Consider the following 19,409-nt stretch of genomic DNA (forward strand, 5'->3'; position numbering starts at 1 on the left):
GTACGAGACGCGGGGCGGAGAATCCGCATTATCCCATTTTTACCGACGAGGCCGCTTCGTACGCGGGCAGCAGCCGGGTAGCACGAGCCACGCCACGCGCGAAGTGTTACCCCGCGCAAAGCCCCGGTACATGCGGGCAGCCGTCCGATCGACAGGCCGCGCCGCGCCCGACGCGATCGGCGGTAAAATCGCGGTTTCCCTCCTGCTCTTCTTCCAGACCAATCCCAACATGACCGACAACACCCAACGCCCCAGCGGCCGCCAGGCCAATCAGCTGCGCGACGTGCGCATCACGCGCCACTACACGAAGCATGCGGAGGGCTCGGTGCTGGTCGAGTTCGGCGACACCAAGGTGATCTGCACGGCGAGTATCGCCGAGAGCGTGCCGTCGTTCCTGCGCGATCGCGGCCAAGGCTGGCTGACCGCCGAATACGGCATGCTGCCGCGCGCCACGCACACCCGCAGCGACCGCGAAGCCGCGCGTGGCAAGCAAACCGGCCGCACCCAGGAAATTCAGCGCCTGATCGGCCGCGCCCTGCGCTCGGTGTTCGATCTCGAGAAGCTCGGCGCCCGTACGCTGCATATCGATTGCGACGTGATCCAGGCCGACGGCGGCACGCGCACGGCCAGCATCACCGGCGCATTCGTGGCGGCGCATGATGCCGTGGCGAAGCTGCTGGCTACGGGCCGCATCGAAAGCTCACCGATTACCGATTACGTCGCGGCGATTTCGGTCGGCGTATACGACGGTCTGCCGGTGCTGGATCTCGATTACGACGAAGATTCGCAATGCGACACCGACATGAATGTGGTGATGACGGGCGCGGGCGGCTTCGTCGAAATTCAGGGCACGGCCGAAGGCGTGCCTTTCTCGCGCGACGAAATGAATTCGCTGCTCGATCTGGCAAGCGACGGCATCAACACGCTGATCGCGAAGCAGAAAGCAGCGTTGGAGCAAAAGAGTGAATGAGGTTCGTCGAGGCAGCGGCGCTATTGCGTCTGACTCGCCGTTGAAGAAAGTCGTGCTGGCGTCGAATAACGCAGGCAAGCTGCGCGAGTTCGCGGCGCTGCTCGGCGCGGCCGGCATTGAGCTGATTCCGCAAGGCGAGTTGAACGTGCCGGAAGCGGAAGAACCGTATCCGACTTTCGTCGAAAACGCGCTGACCAAAGCGCGTCACGCCGCGAAATTCACCGGCCTGCCCGCCCTTGCCGACGATTCCGGCTTGTGCGTGCGCGCACTGCGCGGTGCACCCGGCGTTTATTCGGCGCGCTACGCGCAACTCGCCGGCGGTGAAAAGAGCGATGCCGCGAACAACGCGCAGCTGGTTTCAGCCTTGCAAGGTGAGACCGATCGTCGCGCGTATTACTACTGCGTGCTGGCGCTGGTGCGTCATGCGGAGGATCCCGAACCGCTGATCGCCGAAGGCCGCTGGCATGGCGAAATGCTGGATGCGCCGCGCGGCGCGCATGGTTTTGGCTATGACCCGTACTTCTTCCTGCCGTCGCTGAATGCGAGCGCCGCGGAGCTCGAACCGGCGGTGAAGAACGCCAGCAGCCATCGCGCGATTGCCTTGCGCCATCTGCTCGCGCGTTTGACGGAGGAAGCGTGATTCCGATCAAACCGGCGCCTGCCGATATCGGCAACGGTGTCATCAAGGCCTTCACGTCGCCGGGCAGCATTCGCCTGACGTCGTTGCCGCCCTTGGCGCTGTACGTGCATTTTCCCTGGTGCGTGCGCAAATGCCCGTACTGCGATTTCAACTCGCATGAGTGGAAAGGCGACACGTTCCCGGAAACCGAATATCTCGACGCGCTGCGCGCCGATCTCGAGATGGCGCTGCCGCTCGTGTGGGGGCGCCAGGTGCATACGGTGTTCATCGGCGGCGGCACGCCCAGCTTGCTGTCGGCGGCCGGACTCGACCGCATGCTGTCCGACGTGCGTGCGCTGCTGCCGCTCGACGCCGACGCGGAAATCACGCTCGAAGCCAACCCTGGCACTTTCGAAGCCGCCAAGTTCGCGCAGTTTCGCGCGAGCGGCGTGAATCGTCTGTCGGTGGGCATCCAGAGTTTCAATGAAGCGCATCTGAAGGCGCTCGGCCGGATTCACGACGCGACGCAGGCGCGCCACGCGGTCGAAGTGGCCGCAACCACCTTCGACAACTTCAACCTCGATCTGATGTTCGCGCTGCCGCAGCAGACGCTCGCGGAGTGTCAGGCCGATGTGGAGACGGCGTTGTCGTTCGCTCCGCCGCATTTGTCGCTGTATCACCTGACGCTGGAACCAAACACGCTGTTTGCGAAATTCCCGCCTGCACTCCCCGACGACGATGCATCCGCCGACATGCAGGACTGGATTCACGAGCGCACCACGGCCGCCGGTTACGAACGCTACGAGGTGTCCGCGTATGCGCAACCGCATCGGCAGAGCAGGCACAATCTGAATTACTGGCGCTTCGGCGACTATCTTGGCATCGGCGCGGGCGCGCATACCAAGCTGTCGCTTCCGAACCGCGTGCTGCGTCAGGTGCGCTACAAGCACCCGACCACCTTCATCGAGCAGGCATTGGCCGGCACGGCAGTGCAGGAAGAGAATGAGGTTGAGCCGCGCGATCTGCCGTTCGAGTTCATGCTGAACGCGCTGCGGCTGGTGGAAGGGTTTCCCGTGCATCGCTTTATCGAGCGCACGGGCCTCTCGATGACCTCCATCGAACCGGCTTTGCAGGAGGCGGAACGGCGCAAGCTGATTACGCGCGACCACGAAAAGATCGCGCCGACGCCGCTTGGCCAGGCCTTCCTGAACGATCTGCAGGCGCTGTTTCTGAAAGATCCGCAGTGATTGCAGGCCCGCCAAGCGCCGCACCGAGGATTTTTCAGGTTACAATTTAGGGCTTGGAGGTGTGGCCGAGCGGTTTAAGGCACCGGTCTTGAAAACCGGCGAAGGAGTGATCCTTCCGTGAGTTCGAATCTCACCGCCTCCGCCAGACAATCAATGAATACGGGCCTATCGGCCCGTTTTTCATTTCTGCACATCAAAGAACCCGCCGATCGGCGAATGTCCAACGTGTCGAACGGGTAAGCAACTGTAAATAAAGCCCGATAGCACCGAGGCTGCGTAATTTGCTGTCACAAGCCAGGCCGAACGAACGCTGCACCAGGCTCCTCCAACTCATGAAGAGGGAGGAATCATGCTCAAATTACTGTTAACGATAGGTTTCGCAGTGGGCCTTACCGGGTGTGTGGTCGCACAGCCCTATGGCTACGCGCCGGCATACGGATATGCGCCCGGCTACTACGCCGCTCCGAGCGTCAGCGTGGGTGTTGGCGTCGGCGGTTATTATGGCGGCCGCGGGAGGTGGTAATTTCTGGCTGGGCCGGTTCCTGACCAAGTTCGTATCGGTCAATCTCTCGGCACCACCCGCATTAAGGGGAACCCCTCCCTCAACATCTCGCTCCCATGGTCGATATCAAGACTATCTGTGCCGTCAGCACGCCAGGGAGTTGCTCATGAAAGTCAGTACTTTAGCCTGTGCACTAATTTGGGTTGCTGCGAGTACGGGCGCATCGTCCGCGCTCGCAGGCACGTCAACGGCTCTATCCGACGACGATAGCGCAGCGGTATTCGGCTCAGCCAGGCTGTCGAATCTGCAGGACGTCGGCGGCAGCGCGAAAGTTGGCGCGTCCGCCGCTACCCTGGGCGCCAATACGTTGAGAGGCGCAAGCGGCAATATCGGCGTGAACGTCTCAGCCGGTGCGCTGAATGCTCAGTCCAACCAGATCATCCTCATCACCACGCCGCAAGCCACGATCACCTCACAACAGAATGTGCATGCCGTCGCGCAAGTGACGGGCAGCACCTCCGCCAAACTCGGCGCCGGCTCACTGGCGGCAGTGAGCGGCAATGTCGGCGTGAATATCGCGTCCGGTGTGGGCAACGCCCAGTTCAACGGGCTCATCATTCACTGAGTCGCAACGCCTCGACACCACAACGACTTAAATCAGCGCGGTCGCCTCGACCTCGACCTTCAACCCGTAATGCAGGTGTGGAACCGGCACGACGGCCCGCGCCGGCCGTGCCTCACCTGCCCAACGCGCGTATATCTGATTGAAGCTCGCCCAGTGTTCGACATCGGCGATATAGACGCGTACCTGCACCAGTTGCGCAATGCTGCTACCGGCGCCTTCGAGCGCAGCCTGGACATTCGTTAACACTTGCTCGGCCTGGACCTCGAACGAGGCATCAGCAAGCTTCTCGCCCTGTGCGTTGATCGGCAACTGTCCCGAGACGAAAACAAAACCATTCGCAATCGCGACATGACTGTAATGGCCACCCGGTTTTGCCAAACCAGCGGGATTGTCCATGTGCGGCAGATGCGGGTCGTGCTGGCTAACAGCCATGAATGCAACTCCAAAGTGGATGGCGCCTCCGCGGCGCGTGGCTATGCACAGGACGCTGCACGCCACTCACCGCCCGCGTCAGACGCTAAGCGCATCCAGCTTCTCACGCGCATCGGCGCAACGGCGATTCAGGTCGCGATGTATCAACTGGCTGTCGAGCAGCGCTGATACATCAGACAAACCGTAATCAAAGCGCAAGACGTATTCGATGTCTGTGTAATCGTGATAGGCGCCGCTGTCTGCCAGCTTCTGCGCTTCAGCGAAAGCAGCATGTTGCCGTTCGCCGTTCATCAAATCTCTGATCGCCATGATTGCCGCTCCGAGGAACAGTGACTCCATCATAGCAACGCAAATCAAAACGCACGGTCGCGCGCACGCAACACCTGGTGTTTTCCGTAGACACGTTGGTTCGCGCAAGACGAAGAAGCAGGGAGGCCGCGCGTTTCGCGCTAAGGAACAATGATCCGCGTTCGGCGAAGAATCCCTGCGTACGATGCCGTCAAACAGCAGCGACAGGTACCTTCATCCCGTGCCATTTGATTACCAGAATCCGCCCGCCGTAACACAGCACGCCCGCGACGCCCACGACGATGCCCATGCCCTTGGGCGAGCCATCCTGCCAGAGTCCGACGGCGAGGCTCGCCAACGCGCCGAGCGCCAACTGCACCGCGCCGAACACAGCGGCCGCGGCGCCGGCATTCAACGGATACCGATGCATAAGATCGGTCGTGCAGTTAGCGGACAACAACCCCACCACGCCAACCACGAAGAACAAACCGAAAACGATCGACCACAACCCGCCCCACCCCGTCAGCGAGACGAGACAGACGAACAGGGACGCGATGCAACTCACGGTCGCGGCGAACGAAATGATCGGTAGCGAACCGAGCCGGCCGACGAGGCGCGTATTCATCAAGTTGCCGAACATGATGCCGACGATATTCAGCGCGAACAGAAAGCCATAGTGCTGCGCCGATACGTGGAAATATTCGATGTACACGAACGGCGTCGCGGTGATGTACGCGAACATCGACGCGAACGCCATGCCGCCGCACAGCATGTGCCCCCACGCGACCGGATCGCGCAGCAATTTCCCATAGGCGCCGAACGATTTCAGCAGCGCTGAATGCGCACGCTTTTCGGGCGGCCAGGTTTCCGGCACCTTGAGGAACGCGGTCACCGCGCACACCGTACCGAACAGCGTCAGCACGATAAAGACGACGCGCCAGCCACCGAGCAACAGCAACTGCCCGCCGATCAGCGGCGCGAGCAACGGCCCGATCGACGTGACGATGGCGAGCATCGACAGCACACGCGCGGCATCGGTCGGCCCGTGCGCGTCGCGAGCGATCGCGCGCGCCAGCACCGAGGCCGCGCCCGCGCCGAGCGCCTGCACGAAGCGGAATATCACCAGCGATCCGATCGAAAACGACAGCGCACAGGCCACGCTTGCCAGCGCATACATGATGATGCCGCCGAGCAGGACGGGCCGGCGGCCATAGGTATCCGACAGCGGACCATAGAGCAGCATGCCGATCGAAAAGCCGAACATGAAGCTGGTAAGCGTGGTTTGCGCGGCGCCGTTGCTGATGGCGAATGCCTGCGAGATAGTCGGCAGGCTCGGCAAATACATATCGATCGAAATCGGCCCGCATGCGGCAAGCGCACCGAGCAACAGAATCAGCCGGCCATCGGGCCGGCTTCGGGTGACGTGAGACATGGGAATCCAGATGAAGCGCCGCGCCTTTATCGGCAGCGACACACGGTGAAACAGGGAAAGCAGCAGCTTGACGACCTCGATTGTACGCGACAGCTAAACCGTCCGAGGCGTCCAGGTCCGAATGATCACGGGCCGTTCATGCCTCGCGACAAGCGCGCCGTCGATCGGTTAAGCTGCCGCCAGAACGCTTCGGGGCGTGACACAAACCTGTCCGCTACGCCTTCCACACTGCCCTGTTCCGACCTTGTCATGACTGCCTTCCTGTTGATCTGGAGCCCCAAGAAATGGCCGTGGCCCGAGTTGCCCGACGTGGCGAAACGGGTCGCCGCAGGCGTAGCGGTGGCTGATGTCTGGGGTTGCGGATTTGCCCGCAGCATCCTGCCGGGCGACCGCGTGTTTCTGCACCGTGTTGCACAGGAACCCAAGGGCATTTTCGGCTCGGGCTACGTAACGCGCGCGCCGTACGAGGTCCCTGACCCGGCGACGAAGCGCGGCTACCGCTTGTGCATCGACTTCGTCTACGACTGGGTGGTCGACGCACACGAGGGTGTCGTGATTCCACGTGAGATGTTGCGTACGCATCCGTTTTCGGTGCAAACATGGGACGCACAGAGTTCAGGCACCGTGATCAAGCCCATGGCGGAAGGTGCGTTGGAGAAGCGCTGGGCGGAGCTCACGGGCAAGCGCAAGCCACCAAAGCTCGACACATCCCCCGGCTTGGCCATACCCAAAACCTCTTCACGCTGACTCCGGTACAATTTCTGTACTCATCCCAGCGCCGCGTCAGCCGCCTCCAGGCTACCCGCGCCGCTGCGCAACCCAATTTCCAGCCATCGCCATGTCCAATAATCAGACCCTCTTCGAACGCGCACAGCGCACCATCCCCGGCGGCGTGAACTCGCCGGTCCGCGCCTTCCGTTCGGTGGGCGGCACGCCGCGTTTCATCGAACGCGCCGAAGGAGCGTACTTCTGGGACGCGGACGGCCAACGCTATATCGACTACATCGGCTCATGGGGCCCGATGATCCTCGGCCACGTCCATCCTGAAGTGCTGGAAGCCGTCCAGCGCGTGCTGGCTAACGGCTTCTCGTTCGGCGCGCCGACAGAATCCGAAATCGAAATCGCCGAAGAAATCTGCAAACTGGTCCCGTCGATCGAACAGGTCCGCATGGTCTCGAGCGGCACCGAAGCGACCATGAGCGCACTGCGTCTCGCGCGCGGCTTCACGAACCGCAGCCGCATCGTCAAGTTCGAAGGCTGCTATCACGGTCACGCGGACAGCCTGCTGGTCAAAGCCGGCTCGGGCCTGCTCACCTTCGGCAATCCGACTTCGGCGGGCGTGCCGGCCGATATCGCCAAGCACACCACGGTACTCGAGTACAACAACGTCGCGGAACTCGAAGAAGCGTTCAAGGCGTTCGGCAACGAAATCGCCTCGGTGATCGTCGAGCCGGTGGCGGGCAACATGAACCTCGTGCGCGCCACGCCCGAATTCCTGCAAGCCTTGCGGCGCCTGTGCACCGAGTACGGTTCGGTCCTGATTTTCGACGAAGTGATGTGCGGTTTCCGCGTCGCCCTGGGTGGCGCGCAAGAGGTCTACGGCATCACGCCGGACCTGACGTGTCTCGGCAAGGTGATCGGCGGCGGCATGCCGGCCGCGGCCTTCGGCGGCCGGCGCGACATCATGGCTCATCTCGCACCGCTCGGCGGCGTCTACCAGGCAGGCACGCTGTCGGGCAATCCGATCGCCGTCGCCGCGGGCCTGAAGACGCTGCAACTGATCCAGGCGCCGGGCTTCTACGACACGCTTGCCGCTCGCACGACGCGTCTTGCGCAAGGTCTCGCGAATGTCGCGCGTGAAGCGAAGGTGCCGTTCGCGGCCGATTCGCTCGGCGGCATGTTCGGCCTCTACTTCACCGAGTCGGTCCCGACCAGCTTTGCCGAAGTCACGAAGAGCGACGTGCCGCGTTTCAATGCGTTCTTCCACAAGATGCTCGACGCGGGCGTGTACTTCGCGCCGTCGGCCTATGAAGCGGGCTTCGTGTCGATCGTGCACGACGACGCGATCGTTGACGCGACGATCGACGCGGCGCGCGGCGCGTTCGCCTCGCTCGCGGCCTGAAGCCGGCAAGACACGCAAACCGCCCGAACCCAGGTTCAATACTGCCTAGCCACCGTACCCGACCGGACACCGATGTTTTCGCAAACCGACTTCGTCCATATGGAACGCGCGCTCGCGCTAGCCAAGCGCGGCATGTACACGACCGACCCGAATCCGCGCGTCGGGTGCGTGCTCGTCAAGAACGGCGAGGTGATCGGCGAAGGCTTCACGCAACCGGCCGGCCAGGATCATGCCGAAGTTCGCGCGTTGAAGGACGCGCGTTCGCGCGGCCATGATCTGCGCGGCGCCACGGCCTACGTGACGCTCGAACCGTGCAGCCATTTCGGCCGCACGCCGCCGTGCGCGAACGCACTGATCGAAGCGCAGGTCGAGCGCGTGGTCGCGGCGATGGAAGACCCGAATCCACAAGTCTCCGGGCGTGGCCTCAGAATGCTGCGCGACGCCGGCATTGAAGTGCGTTGCGGGCTGCTCGCCAACGAAGCGCACGAACTGAACATCGGCTTCGTGTCGCGCATGACGCGTGGCCGCCCATGGGTGCGCATGAAAGTGGCCGCCTCGCTGGATGGCCGCACCGGTTTGCCGTCGGGCGTCAGTCAATGGATTACCGGCGAAGCGGCGCGCGCCGACGGTCACGCGTGGCGCGCCCGCGCGTCAGCGATTCTGACGGGCATCGGCACCGTCCGGGAGGACGACCCCCGCATGACCGTGCGCGCCGTTGACACGCCCCGCCAGCCGCAACGCGTGCTGATCGACAGCCAGCTCGACGTGCCGCCTGACGCGCAGATTCTGGCCGGCGCACCCACGCTGATTTTTTGCGGCAATCTCGACGAACGTCACGCCGAGCGAGCGGCCGCACTGCGCGATCGCGGCGCGGAGATCGTGCAACTGGCGAACGCGTCCGGCAAAGTCGATTTGCCCGCCATGCTGAAAGTACTCGGCGCGCGTAACGTCAACGAACTGCACGTCGAGGCGGGCTACAAGCTGAACGGTTCGCTGCTGCGCGAAGGCTGCGTCGACGAACTGCTGGTCTATCTCGCGCCCAGCCTGCTTGGCGTAGACTCGATGAGCATGTTCAATCTGAACGCACCGGAAACGCTCGACGGCCGCACGCAACTGAACTTCCATGCAGTCGACCGGATCGGCGACGATCTGCGGATTCTTGCGCGCTTTGTGCCCCGCGCCGTGCCGCATCCGGCTCCCGAAGCCGGCACCGAGCCCGCACCCCAACCAACTTCGAATTGATCAAGGATTAGCACGATGTTTACAGGAATCGTCGCGGCGGTAGGCCGCATCGAATCAGTCAAACCCCTCGGCGCGGACGGCGACGCGGGCGTGCGCCTGAACGTCGAAGCCGGCGGCCTCGATCTCGAAGACGTGCAGCTTGGCGACAGCATCACGATCCAGGGCGCCTGCATGACGGTGGTGGAAAAAGGCGCACATTCGTTCGACGTGGACGTGTCGCGCGAAAGCCTGAACTGCACGGTCGGCCTCGGCGAGCCGGGCGAAGTCAATCTCGAGAAAGCACTGCGCGCGCACGACCGGCTCGGCGGCCATATCGTCTCCGGCCATGTGGACGGTCTCGGCACGGTCACGCGTTTCGCGCCGGTCGGCGAATCGCATGAACTGCGCGTGCTCGCGCCGCGTGAAATCGGTCGTTATCTGGCTTACAAAGGCTCGATCACGGTCAACGGCGTGAGCTTGACGGTCAACTCGGTTCAGGATCGTGACGACGGCTGCGAATTCTCGATCAATCTGATTCCGCACACGGTGCAGGTGACGTCGCTGAAGAATTTGCGCGAGGGTTCGCAGGTGAATCTGGAAATCGATCTGATTGCGCGATATGTGGAGCGGATGCTCTCGGCATCGCAGGACGGCCAACAGTCTTTGAAGTAATCGGCTTGGCGGGCGCTGCCCGTCCGTTGCCGTAGTCCGGCGGGGTTGACCGGAAGCGGTCTACTGTTCGGGTTACATACGGGCGGCGTCCATTGCGAACGCCGCCCAATCTCACGACTCCTGTTTCAGCGAGCCAGTCAGCTAAGCTTCAACTACGTCTCACTTGCGCTTCAATTGCGAGAGGTCCCGCACGGCGCCACGGTCCGCTGAAGTCGCCAACGCCGCATAGGCCTGCAACGCCTGCGACACCACGCGTTCACGATCCACCGGCATCCACGCCTTGTCGCCACGAGCCTCCATGGCTTCGCGACGGCGCGCCAATTCCTCGTCCGACACTACCAGGTGCATCTTGCGCCTGGGAATGTCGATCTCGATCACATCGCCATCTTCCACCAGACCGATCGTGCCGCCTTCGGCTGCTTCCGGCGACGCATGCCCGATCACGAGCCCTGACGAACCGCCGGAGAAACGGCCGTCGGTGAACAGTGCACAGGTCTTGCCCAGACCCTTGGACTTCAGATACGACGTGGGGTACAGCATTTCCTGCATGCCGGGGCCGCCCTTGGGACCTTCGTAACGGATCACGACCACGTCACTCGCCACCACCTTGTCGCCCAGAATGGCCTCGACGGCGTCATCCTGGCTCTCGAAGACACGCGCGCGCCCGGAGAAAATCCACTGCGATTCGTCGACACCCGCGGTCTTGACGATGCAGCCCTTCTCCGCGAGGTTGCCGTAGAGCACGGCGAGGCCGCCGTCTTTCGAATACGCGTCCTGCTTGCTGCGGATACAGCCAGTTTTGCGGTCGGTATCCAGGGATGCGAACGTGGCTTCCTGGCTGAACGCGACGGTGGTCGGAATACCGCCCGGGGCCGCGCGGAAGAATTTTTGTGCTTCTTCATCCGCGCCACCGGCGACGTCCCACTTGGCGATGGCATTGCCCAGCGTGCCGCTATGCACGTTGCCGCACGACAGGTCCAGCAGATCCGCGCGGGCCAGTTCACCGAGAATGCCGAGGATGCCGCCGGCACGGTGCACGTCTTCGATATGGTATTTGTCGGTGGCGGGCGCCGCTTTGCACAGGCACGGCACTTTGCGCGAGATGCGGTCGATGTCGGACATCGTGAAATCGACGCCGGCTTCCTGCGCGGCGGCCAGCAGGTGCAGCACAGTATTGGTCGAACCACCCATGGCCACGTCGAGCGCCATGGCGTTCTCGAATGCCTGCTTGCTGGCGATGCTGCGCGGCAGAACTGACACGTCTTCTTCCTGATAGTAGCGGCGGCACAGGTCCACCACGAGGCGCCCGGCCTGTTCGAACAGGCCCTTACGCCATGCATGCGTGGCGACGATCGTACCGTTGCCGGGCAACGCCAGACCGATCGCCTCGGTCAGGCAATTCATCGAGTTCGCGGTGAACATGCCCGAGCAGGAACCGCACGTCGGGCAGGCGCTGCGTTCGATTTCCGCTACTTCAGCGTCGCTGACCTTGGGGTCCGCCGCCTTGATCATCGCGTCGATCAGGTCGATCTTGGCGATCACCTGGCCGTCCGTCGGCGATTTGACCTTGCCCGCTTCCATCGGACCGCCGGACACGAAGACAACCGGGATGTTCAGGCGCATGGCGGCCATCAGCATGCCCGGGGTGATCTTGTCGCAATTGGAGATGCAGACCATGGCGTCGGCGCAGTGCGCGTTGACCATGTATTCCACCGAGTCGGCGATCAGCTCGCGCGAAGGCAGCGAATACAGCATGCCGCCGTGGCCCATGGCAATGCCGTCGTCCACCGCGATGGTGTTGAATTCCTTGGCCACACCGCCGGCCGCTTCGATTTCCTTCGCGACCAGCGCGCCCAGGTCGCGCAGATGCACGTGGCCCGGCACGAACTGGGTAAACGAGTTCACCACCGCGATGATCGGCTTGCCGAAATCGTCGTCTTTCATTCCGGTAGCACGCCACAGGGCGCGGGCGCCGGCCATGTTGCGGCCATGAGTCGATGTGCGTGAGCGATAGTGCGGCATGATCTTTCTCGAACGGGTTTAGCGGGGAAGTTGGTTTCTGGAGGCAGCCTTCGCGGGCGCGACGAATTATAGCAACGCCGCCCTGTCAAACCGCCGCCAGACAGCCCTAAGTGCCTCACCAAACGGCCTATGCCATCCGGCCCAGGCGACTTGAGGGCGCGCGTGGCGTAAAATACGCGCTTTCTTCGAAAAACTCCGCCAACATGACGCTCGCCTCCACTCAAGAGATCATTGCCGAACTGAAAGCAGGCCGGATGGTGATCCTCGTCGACGAAGAAGACCGCGAAAACGAGGGCGACCTCGTGATCGCCGCCGAATTCGTCACGCCGGAAGCGATCAACTTCATGGCCCGCTACGGCCGCGGCCTGATTTGTCTGACGCTCACGCAGGAACGCTGCAAGCTGCTGAACCTGCCGCTCATGACCTATCGCAACGGCACGCAGTACGGCACGGCGTTCACCGTCAGTATCGAAGCAGCCGAAGGCGTAACCACGGGCATCTCGGCCGCCGACCGCGCCCGCACGATCGCCGTGGCGGTCGCACCGGACACCAAGGCCGAGCACATCGTGCAGCCGGGACACGTGTTCCCGATCATGGCGCAGCCCGGCGGCGTGCTGGTGCGCGCCGGCCATACCGAGGCCGGCTGCGACTTCACCGCGCTGGCAGGCCTCACGCCGGCCGCGGTGATCTGCGAAGTCATTAAAGACGACGGCACGATGGCGCGCCTGCCGGACCTGATGGAATTCGCCAAAGAACACGATCTGAAGATCGGCACGATCGCGGATCTGATTCACTACCGCAGCCGCACGGAATCGATCGTCGAGCGCATTTGCGAACGCACCATGCAAACCGCGCACGGCGCGTTTCGCGCGGTGATGTATCTCGACCAGCCGAGCGGCCAGCCGCATATCGCGCTGGTGCGCGGCACACCGAACCCGGAGCAGGAAACGCCGGTGCGCGTGCACGAGCCACTGTCCATGCTGGATCTGCTCGAAGTCGGCAAATCGACTCACTCATGGACGCTGGATGCGGCGATGAAAGAGATCGCCGAGCGCGACCTCGGTGTGATCGTGCTCCTGAACTGCGGCGATTCGAAGGATCATCTGGTCGACGTTTTCAAAGCGTTCGATTCGAAGGAAAAAGCCGAGGCGCTCAAACGCCGGCCGGTCGACTTCAAAACGTACGGCATCGGCGCACAGATCCTGCGTGAGCTGGGTGTCGGCAAGATGCAGGTGCTGTCGAACCCGCGCAAGCTGGGCAGCATGTCCGGCTACGGTCTGGAAGTCACCGGCTTCGTGCCCATGCCGGGCAGCACCGCACAGGCTCCGCAACAAGGCTGATCCGACCATTCACGCGCTTAAGCGCCAACTCAAAACACTACGGAATTCACATGGAAATCGGACAATACCAACCGAATCTCGACGGCGACGGACTGCGTATCGGCATCGTCCAGGCGCGTTTTAACGAACCCGTCTGCAACGGTCTCGCGGATTCGTGCATCGAAGAACTCGAACGCCTCGGCGTGACCGGCGAAGACGTGCTGCTGGTCACCGTGCCGGGCGCACTGGAAATCCCGCTGGCACTGCAGAAGCTTGCCGAAAGCGCGCAATTCGACGCACTGATCGCGCTGGGCGCGGTGATTCGTGGCGAGACGTACCACTTCGAACTGGTGTCGAACGAAAGCGGCGCGGGCATCACCCGCATCGGCCTCGACTTCGGCATTCCGGTCGCGAACGCAGTGCTGACCACCGAAAACGACGAACAGGCCGTTGCGCGCATGACCGAGAAGGGTCGTGACGCAGCGCGCGTGGCCGTCGAAATGGCGAACCTCTCGGTCGCGCTCGAGCAACTCGGCGGTGACGACGAAGAAGAAGACGAAGAAGAGGAAGAGGCATGAAGAGCGCACGCCGACGCTCCCGCGAACTGGCCACGCAGGGGCTTTACCAGTGGCTGCTGTCGGGTTCGCCCGGCGGTGAAATCGACGCGCAACTGCGCGGCGCGCAAGGCTTCGACAAGGCCGACCACGAACATCTGGACGCCATCCTGCACGGCGTGATCCGCGATTCGGAAGCACTCTCCGCCGATATCGCGCCGTGCCTCGACCGCCCGATCGATCAGCTTTCACCGGTCGAACGCGCCGTGCTGCTGGTCGCCGCGTTCGAGTTGAAGAATCACGTCGATATCCCCTATCGCGTGGTCATCAATGAAGCGGTCGAACTCGCCAAGACGTTTGGCGGCGCGGACGGCTACAAGTACGTGAACGGCGTGCTGGACAAGCTGTCGGCGCAATTGCGCGCTGCCGAAACGCAGGCGGCTCGCAAGCATTGAGGATGGGGCGCGTGGCCTCGTCACGCGCCTGCTCCATGCCGCAAGCCCCATGCCGTTGGGCGCTTGCAAGGACGCCGCAGCGCACATGAACCCATGTGCCATGCGCCGTCCCGCTTTTGCTTCTGAACTGGATTTGATCGTATGAACTCCGTGACCGAACCCTTGGTGCGGCTTGCTGCCCGTGTCGACGCCATCCAGCCTTTCTATGTGATGGAACTGGCCAAGGAAGCCGCGCTGCTCGAGCGCGAAGGGCGTGACATCATCCACATGGGCATCGGCGAACCCGATTTCACCGCACCCGAGCCGGTCATCGAAGCGGCCGCGAGCGCCCTGCGCCGCGGCGTGACGCAATACACGAACGCGCTTGGCCTGCACGCGCTGCGCGAGGCGATCTCGGCGCATTACGCTGAGTTCTACGGCGTCAGCGTCGATCCTGCGCGGATCGTCGTCACCGCGGGCGCGTCTGCCGCGCTGCTGCTGGCTTGCGCGGCGCTAGTCGATCGCGACGATGAAGTACTGATGCCTGACCCGTGCTACCCGTGCAACCGACACTTCGTGATCGCGGCGGAAGGCAGGCCGGTGATGGTGCCGAGCGGGCCGGCCGAACGCTTCCAGCTGACCGCCGCCGACGTCGAACGCCTGTGGAACGAACACACCCGCGGCGTGCTGCTGGCGTCGCCGTCTAACCCAACGGGCACTTCGATCGAACCGGCTGAGCTCGAACGCATCGTCAAGACCGTGCGGGCGCGTGGCGGCTTTACGATCGTCGATGAGATCTACCAGGGTCTGAGCTACGACGCGAAGCCCGTCTCAGCGCTCTCGTTCGGCGACGACGTCATCACCGTCAACAGCTTCTCGAAGTACTTCAACATGACCGGCTGGCGTTTGGGCTGGCTGGTGGTGCCGCCCGGCATGGTCGGCGCGTTCGAAAAGCTCGCGCAGAATCTGTTCATCTGCGCGTCGGCGCTCGCGCAGCATGCAGCGCTGGCCTGCTTCGAACCGGACACGATCGCTATCTACGAAGCGCGCCGCCTCGAATTCAAGCGCCGCCGCGACTTCATTGCGCCGGCGCTCGAATCGCTGGGTTTTTCGGTGCCGGTGATGCCGGACGGCGCGTTCTATGTGTACGCCGATTGCCGCACGGTCGCGCATCAGGCGGCCGGAGACAGCGCGGCGCTCACCAAAGCGATGCTACACGACGCGGGCGTCGTGCTGGTGCCCGGCATGGACTTCGGCACGCACGCGCCGAAGGACTACATCCGGCTATCGTATGCCACCGCGCTGCCGAAGCTGGAAGAAGCGGTCGAGCGGCTGGCGAAGCTCTTCGGACGGCACTGACTGGATAGAGGCATCACGGTTTGAGTGCCCCAAGGGTTCGGCGAAGCGCGCCTCTGCAGATGCAAGCCACAAAAGAAAAAGGACACTCTCGAGTGTCCTTTTTTGCATCGGCCATTCTTTGGCCCGGCGCACCGGGTTACGTCAACCTCAAGCGCCCAGCTCCGAGGCTGATGCCACATGCTTGGTCGCATTGGAACTGGCGTCGTCCTGCTCGGACACCGGCGTCTTCACCGGCGCTGCCGCGCTCAGCGGATGACCGGCATCGAGCGTCATCTGCACGCGCTTGCCGTTGGTCGATGCCGCCGTAGTCGTATTCGACGCCGTCAGAACCGGAGCCTGCGGCGCGTTGATCGGCACCTTGCGGCCACGCGCTACATCGCGCAGACGACCACGTTCAGCCATCACCTTGGCGCCGTAGCCGCCGTCGTCCTGCGAGGTCGAGCCGACGTAGAGACGCAGACCGCCCGGCAATGAACCGCCGCGTGCGATGCAATCCTTCAGCACCAGCGCGCCCACCTTGATGTTCGCAACCGGTTCAAGCGCCGCGCTCTGGCCGCCGAAATACTGGAACTTGTCCGAGTGAACCTTGGACATCACCTGCATCAGGCCCTGCGCGCCCACGCCGCTCTCGGCGTACGGGTTGAAGCCCGATTCGATTGCCATTACGGACAGCAGGAGAAGCGGGTCGAGACCGACTTCGCGGCCGGTGTCGAACGCTGCCTTCACGAGCTCGCTAACGGGCTCCTGAGCAACGCGATAGCGCCGCGCCAGATACGACGAAACCAGATCCTGCTCGCGGGTCGAAACCAGCACACGATCGTCGCGTGCATCGGCCGAGACACGCTGCGCCGGAATCAGCCGTGCCAGCGCGGAGACGCTCTGCATGGTGCGCGGATCGAGGCCGTTCAATGCGGCCACGCCCATACCGGACGTGCCGGTGCCGTCGAAGGCGCCGTCGTAGCTGGTATTGCTGGCGGTGACGCCGTTGTTGCCGTTGTTGCCGTTGTTCGCAACGCTGGCGGCGTCGCTACCGGTCGAATTCGCGGACAGCGAGTCGTCAGAGGACGCGCCGGGGGGCCCGAAAGCCGGCAGCGGGTGGCCCTGCAGCAGACGGGCGGGACCGGCTTGCACAGCGGCGGAAATGACCGGCATCAGCTTGGCGGCAAGGGTGCCACGCCACGTCGGCATCAGCCACAGCGCGAGTGCCAGCACGACAGCGATTCCGCCGACAATGCTGAACAGGTGATGACTCATTCGCGTCCCGCGACGCAACGCACCACGCACAACTTGCGCAATACGTTCATCGGGACGCCACGATAACCAGGCGTTCATTCAGATCTCCCATGTTGCATGATCCGCGAACTCCGCCAGTCGAACAGGCGGTAACACACATTCGCAGAGTCAAGACATCGCGCGCTCTGTCTGGTTAGGGCAGCAGCGACGTCGGGAAAACGGCAAATACCGTTTGTGGGGAGCCATCTTGAAAAGATGGCCCGCGGCATGCCAAAAAAACATGCAGGCGGAGGCTCCCACGCGAAAAACCAGCGTCAACAGGCGCTGGCGAGGACTTCAGTAAGACCGTCAAATACCGTGCAGGGGGTCGGTAAGCGGTGACGCGTTGCGTCTGAAGGGACCGGGGCGGCGGTAAAAACGTTCACGCCCTGCAACCAATGTGGACGGATTCTATGCACGGTTTTATAGATCGTCAACACTATAGATAGGCAAATGTATAACTAATTGTAATAATGAACAGTGTTCAGTCCGTTAAGAACCGCGCGGTGCGCGCTTCTTGAGCTATCTCAATTAGTCCTTCCTAAGTCAGCCGTTTGGCCAATCTACGTGCGACTGCCAACACAGGTAAAATCGACAATCGTTCTGGCACCGCGAAGCCCTGCGGCGCCCTACCTTTTTTGCCGCTTGCGCGGCTCTCTACCGCACCAGATGAAATACAAAGACCTGCGCGATTTCGTCGGCCGTCTCGAAACGATCGGTGAACTGCGCCGCATCTCGCAAAACGTCTCGCCCGTCCTCGAAATGACCGAACTGTGCGACCGCGTCCTGCGCGCCGGCGGTCCGGCGATATTGTTTGAGAGCCAGCAGCAGCACGCGTTTCCGGTCCTCGGCAACCTGTTCGGCACGCCGCGCCGCGTCGCGCTCGGCATGGGTATCAACGCGCAAGCAGGTGAAGGCGATGGCGCGGCACTGGAGTCACTGCGCGACGTCGGCCGTCTGCTCTCCGCATTGAAAGAACCGGAGCCGCCGAAGGGACTCAAGGACGCCGGCAAACTGTTCTCGCTCGCGAAGGCGGTGTGGGACATGGCGCCCAAAACAGTGAGCGCACCGCCCTGCCAGGAAATCGTCTGGGAAGGCAACGACGTCGACCTCGGAAAGCTGCCGATTCAGACCTGCTGGCCGGGCGATGCGGGGCCGCTGATCACATGGGGCCTGACCGTCACAAAAGGCCCGAATAAGAGCCGACAAAATTTAGGCATATATCGCCAGCAACTGATCGGGCGTAACAAACTGATCATGCGCTGGCTCGCGCACCGCGGCGGAGCACTCGATTTCCGCGAGTTCGCGCTGCAGAATCCGGGCAAGCCATATCCCGTGGCCGTGGTGCTGGGCGCCGATCCGGCGACCATCCTCGGTGCGGTTACGCCGGTGCCCGACACGCTCTCCGAATACCAGTTCGCCGGGTTGCTGCGCGGCGGCCGCACTGAACTCGCGAAGTGCATCACGCCGGGCGTCGACGGTTTGCAGGTGCCCGCGCGCGCGGAAATCGTTCTGGAAGGCTTCATCTATCCTCAGGAAGGCACGCCGTCGCCTGCTCCCTCGGGCGCACCGCCGCGTCCGGCCAAGGGCGCGTCCGCCGCTTACGAACACGCGCTGGAAGGCCCCTATGGCGACCATACCGGCTACTACAACGAGCAGGAGTGGTTTCCCGTCTTCACGGTCGAGCGCATCACCATGCGGCGCGACGCGATCTATCACTCCACCTACACTGGCAAACCGCCCGATGAGCCCGCCGTGCTCGGCGTCGCGCTCAACGAAGTGTTCGTGCCGCTGCTGCAGAAGCAGTTCACCGAAATCACCGATTTCTATCTGCCACCCGAAGGATGCAGCTACCGGATGGCGATCGTGCAGATGAAGAAGAGCTACCCGGGTCACGCCAAGCGCGTGATGTTCGGCGTGTGGAGTTTCCTGCGGCAATTCATGTATACGAAGTTCATCGTTGTGGTCGACGAGGACGTGAATATCCGCGACTGGAAGGAAGTGATCTGGGCGATCACCACGCGTATCGATCCGGCGCGCGACACCGTGCTGGTCGATCGCACGCCGATCGACTATCTGGATTTTGCCTCGCCGGTAGCGGGTCTCGGATCGAAGATGGGACTCGACGCGACCAACAAATGGCCCGGCGAAACCGATCGTGAATGGGGCCGCCCGATCGAGATGGACGGCGCGGTCAAAAAACGCATCGACACCTTGTGGAATGAGTTGGGACTGTAAAAACAGGCCTCGAATCACATCACTGAATGTCGGGATTCTGTCGGCATCGAAGCGATCCGCTCACCAGCTGGATCGCTCGCG

General features: G+C 62.9%; 18 protein-coding genes and 1 tRNA gene. 14 read left to right on the forward strand and 5 right to left on the reverse strand.

The features are described 5' to 3' along the window. The first annotated feature begins 229 nt into the window (after nucleotides 1-229). From rph to PQQ86_RS15180, 5 genes are all read left to right on the forward strand, one after another. The gene (rph, locus tag PQQ86_RS15160) at nucleotides 230-970 is read left to right on the forward strand and encodes a ribonuclease PH (protein ID WP_054037414.1); all 741 of its coding nucleotides are present in this window, start codon (nucleotides 230-232) and stop codon (nucleotides 968-970) included. Beyond that, nucleotides 963-1,610, forward strand: coding sequence for an RdgB/HAM1 family non-canonical purine NTP pyrophosphatase (gene rdgB / locus PQQ86_RS15165; protein WP_408268155.1), 648 nt, complete (start codon nucleotides 963-965; stop codon nucleotides 1,608-1,610). Before rph ends, rdgB begins: the two co-directional genes overlap by 8 nt. Continuing rightward, nucleotides 1,607-2,836 carry a radical SAM family heme chaperone HemW gene (hemW, locus tag PQQ86_RS15170; protein ID WP_408268158.1) on the forward strand — a complete coding sequence of 410 codons (1,230 nt, stop codon included), beginning with the start codon at nucleotides 1,607-1,609 and terminating at the stop codon, nucleotides 2,834-2,836. Before rdgB ends, hemW begins: the two co-directional genes overlap by 4 nt. A 55-nt stretch (nucleotides 2,837-2,891) precedes the next feature. Beyond that, nucleotides 2,892-2,981: transfer RNA gene (locus tag PQQ86_RS15175), tRNA-Ser, on the forward strand. 523 nt (nucleotides 2,982-3,504) lie between these two features. Next, nucleotides 3,505-3,963, forward strand: a complete 459-nt coding sequence (locus PQQ86_RS15180) for a FapB/FapC family functional amyloid domain-containing protein (RefSeq protein ID WP_408268161.1) — start codon at nucleotides 3,505-3,507, stop codon at nucleotides 3,961-3,963. Nucleotides 3,964-3,990: 27 nt separating this feature from the next. Here PQQ86_RS15180 and PQQ86_RS15185 read toward each other — a convergent pair whose 3' ends face one another. From PQQ86_RS15185 to PQQ86_RS15195, 3 genes are all read right to left on the reverse strand, one after another. Then, complete coding sequence (locus PQQ86_RS15185; protein WP_408268163.1) at nucleotides 3,991-4,395, reverse strand: RidA family protein; 405 nt, start codon at nucleotides 4,393-4,395, stop codon at nucleotides 3,991-3,993. 78 nt (nucleotides 4,396-4,473) lie between these two features. Next, the gene (locus PQQ86_RS15190) at nucleotides 4,474-4,704 is read right to left on the reverse strand and encodes a hypothetical protein (protein WP_408268166.1); all 231 of its coding nucleotides are present in this window, start codon (nucleotides 4,702-4,704) and stop codon (nucleotides 4,474-4,476) included. Nucleotides 4,705-4,894: 190 nt separating this feature from the next. Further along, the gene (locus PQQ86_RS15195; protein WP_408268168.1) at nucleotides 4,895-6,115 is read right to left on the reverse strand and encodes a Bcr/CflA family multidrug efflux MFS transporter; all 1,221 of its coding nucleotides are present in this window, start codon (nucleotides 6,113-6,115) and stop codon (nucleotides 4,895-4,897) included. A gap of 249 nt (nucleotides 6,116-6,364) precedes the next feature. On the opposite strand from PQQ86_RS15195, the gene PQQ86_RS15200 reads away from it, so the two are divergent. The 4 genes from PQQ86_RS15200 (at nucleotide 6,365) to PQQ86_RS15215 (ending at nucleotide 10,130) form a co-directional block, all read left to right on the forward strand. Beyond that, nucleotides 6,365-6,862 carry a hypothetical protein gene (locus PQQ86_RS15200; protein WP_200576154.1) on the forward strand — a complete coding sequence of 166 codons (498 nt, stop codon included), beginning with the start codon at nucleotides 6,365-6,367 and terminating at the stop codon, nucleotides 6,860-6,862. 91 nt (nucleotides 6,863-6,953) lie between these two features. Continuing rightward, complete coding sequence (hemL, locus tag PQQ86_RS15205) at nucleotides 6,954-8,237, forward strand: glutamate-1-semialdehyde 2,1-aminomutase (protein ID WP_408268171.1); 1,284 nt, start codon at nucleotides 6,954-6,956, stop codon at nucleotides 8,235-8,237. Nucleotides 8,238-8,309: 72 nt separating this feature from the next. Further along, nucleotides 8,310-9,479 (forward strand): bifunctional diaminohydroxyphosphoribosylaminopyrimidine deaminase/5-amino-6-(5-phosphoribosylamino)uracil reductase RibD, encoded by a 1,170-nt coding sequence (gene ribD, locus PQQ86_RS15210; protein ID WP_408268174.1) that lies wholly within the window; start codon nucleotides 8,310-8,312, stop codon nucleotides 9,477-9,479. Between the two features lie 15 nt (nucleotides 9,480-9,494). Beyond that, complete coding sequence (locus PQQ86_RS15215) at nucleotides 9,495-10,130, forward strand: riboflavin synthase (protein WP_408268176.1); 636 nt, start codon at nucleotides 9,495-9,497, stop codon at nucleotides 10,128-10,130. Nucleotides 10,131-10,289: 159 nt separating this feature from the next. Here the strand turns inward: PQQ86_RS15215 and ilvD are convergent, their stop codons facing one another. Beyond that, the gene (gene ilvD / locus PQQ86_RS15220) at nucleotides 10,290-12,152 is read right to left on the reverse strand and encodes a dihydroxy-acid dehydratase (RefSeq protein ID WP_408268178.1); all 1,863 of its coding nucleotides are present in this window, start codon (nucleotides 12,150-12,152) and stop codon (nucleotides 10,290-10,292) included. A gap of 203 nt (nucleotides 12,153-12,355) precedes the next feature. On the opposite strand from ilvD, the gene ribBA reads away from it, so the two are divergent. The 4 genes from ribBA to PQQ86_RS15240 all read left to right on the forward strand — a co-directional run bounded on the left by ribBA (nucleotide 12,356) and on the right by PQQ86_RS15240 (nucleotide 15,818). Continuing rightward, nucleotides 12,356-13,492, forward strand: coding sequence for a bifunctional 3,4-dihydroxy-2-butanone-4-phosphate synthase/GTP cyclohydrolase II (gene ribBA / locus PQQ86_RS15225; RefSeq protein ID WP_408268179.1), 1,137 nt, complete (start codon nucleotides 12,356-12,358; stop codon nucleotides 13,490-13,492). A gap of 50 nt (nucleotides 13,493-13,542) precedes the next feature. Continuing rightward, on the forward strand, nucleotides 13,543-14,049 hold the full coding sequence (ribH, locus tag PQQ86_RS15230) for a 6,7-dimethyl-8-ribityllumazine synthase (RefSeq protein ID WP_054037335.1): 507 nt from the start codon (nucleotides 13,543-13,545) through the stop codon (nucleotides 14,047-14,049). Beyond that, nucleotides 14,046-14,480: a transcription antitermination factor NusB gene (nusB, locus tag PQQ86_RS15235; protein ID WP_054037337.1), complete on the forward strand. Its 435-nt coding sequence runs from the start codon at nucleotides 14,046-14,048 to the stop codon at nucleotides 14,478-14,480. The genes ribH and nusB overlap by 4 nt, the downstream gene beginning before the upstream one ends. A 141-nt stretch (nucleotides 14,481-14,621) precedes the next feature. After that, nucleotides 14,622-15,818 (forward strand): pyridoxal phosphate-dependent aminotransferase, encoded by a 1,197-nt coding sequence (locus PQQ86_RS15240; protein WP_408268182.1) that lies wholly within the window; start codon nucleotides 14,622-14,624, stop codon nucleotides 15,816-15,818. Nucleotides 15,819-15,965: 147 nt separating this feature from the next. Here the strand turns inward: PQQ86_RS15240 and PQQ86_RS15245 are convergent, their stop codons facing one another. Continuing rightward, complete coding sequence (locus tag PQQ86_RS15245; protein ID WP_408268184.1) at nucleotides 15,966-17,150, reverse strand: transglycosylase SLT domain-containing protein; 1,185 nt, start codon at nucleotides 17,148-17,150, stop codon at nucleotides 15,966-15,968. A gap of 609 nt (nucleotides 17,151-17,759) precedes the next feature. Between PQQ86_RS15245 and PQQ86_RS15250 the strand changes: the two genes are divergently transcribed. Next, nucleotides 17,760-19,328: a UbiD family decarboxylase gene (locus PQQ86_RS15250; RefSeq protein ID WP_408268186.1), complete on the forward strand. Its 1,569-nt coding sequence runs from the start codon at nucleotides 17,760-17,762 to the stop codon at nucleotides 19,326-19,328. The last annotated feature ends 81 nt before the right edge of the window (nucleotides 19,329-19,409 follow it).

The organism is Paraburkholderia sediminicola, from assembly GCF_046026675.1.
GTDB lineage: Bacteria > Pseudomonadota > Gammaproteobacteria > Burkholderiales > Burkholderiaceae > Paraburkholderia > Paraburkholderia sediminicola_F.

Bases quoted from the DNA above. Each gene is read 5' to 3' on its own strand.
- PQQ86_RS15215 (WP_408268176.1), top strand. From the start codon at position 9,495: ATGTTTACAGGAATCGTCGCGGCGGTAGGCCGCATCGAATCAGTCAAA.
- ilvD (WP_408268178.1), bottom strand. From the start codon at position 12,152: ATGCCGCACTATCGCTCACGCACATCGACTCATGGCCGCAACATGGCC.
- PQQ86_RS15180 (WP_408268161.1), top strand. From the start codon at position 3,505: ATGAAAGTCAGTACTTTAGCCTGTGCACTAATTTGGGTTGCTGCGAGT.
- ribH (WP_054037335.1), top strand. From the start codon at position 13,543: ATGGAAATCGGACAATACCAACCGAATCTCGACGGCGACGGACTGCGT.
- nusB (WP_054037337.1), top strand. From the start codon at position 14,046: ATGAAGAGCGCACGCCGACGCTCCCGCGAACTGGCCACGCAGGGGCTT.
- PQQ86_RS15190 (WP_408268166.1), bottom strand. From the start codon at position 4,704: ATGGCGATCAGAGATTTGATGAACGGCGAACGGCAACATGCTGCTTTC.
- ribBA (WP_408268179.1), top strand. From the start codon at position 12,356: ATGACGCTCGCCTCCACTCAAGAGATCATTGCCGAACTGAAAGCAGGC.
- hemL (WP_408268171.1), top strand. From the start codon at position 6,954: ATGTCCAATAATCAGACCCTCTTCGAACGCGCACAGCGCACCATCCCC.
- PQQ86_RS15240 (WP_408268182.1), top strand. From the start codon at position 14,622: ATGAACTCCGTGACCGAACCCTTGGTGCGGCTTGCTGCCCGTGTCGAC.
- PQQ86_RS15185 (WP_408268163.1), bottom strand. From the start codon at position 4,395: ATGGCTGTTAGCCAGCACGACCCGCATCTGCCGCACATGGACAATCCC.
- ribD (WP_408268174.1), top strand. From the start codon at position 8,310: ATGTTTTCGCAAACCGACTTCGTCCATATGGAACGCGCGCTCGCGCTA.
- PQQ86_RS15195 (WP_408268168.1), bottom strand. From the start codon at position 6,115: ATGTCTCACGTCACCCGAAGCCGGCCCGATGGCCGGCTGATTCTGTTG.
- PQQ86_RS15200 (WP_200576154.1), top strand. From the start codon at position 6,365: ATGACTGCCTTCCTGTTGATCTGGAGCCCCAAGAAATGGCCGTGGCCC.
- PQQ86_RS15250 (WP_408268186.1), top strand. From the start codon at position 17,760: ATGAAATACAAAGACCTGCGCGATTTCGTCGGCCGTCTCGAAACGATC.
- rph (WP_054037414.1), top strand. From the start codon at position 230: ATGACCGACAACACCCAACGCCCCAGCGGCCGCCAGGCCAATCAGCTG.
- PQQ86_RS15245 (WP_408268184.1), bottom strand. From the start codon at position 17,150: ATGAACGCCTGGTTATCGTGGCGTCCCGATGAACGTATTGCGCAAGTT.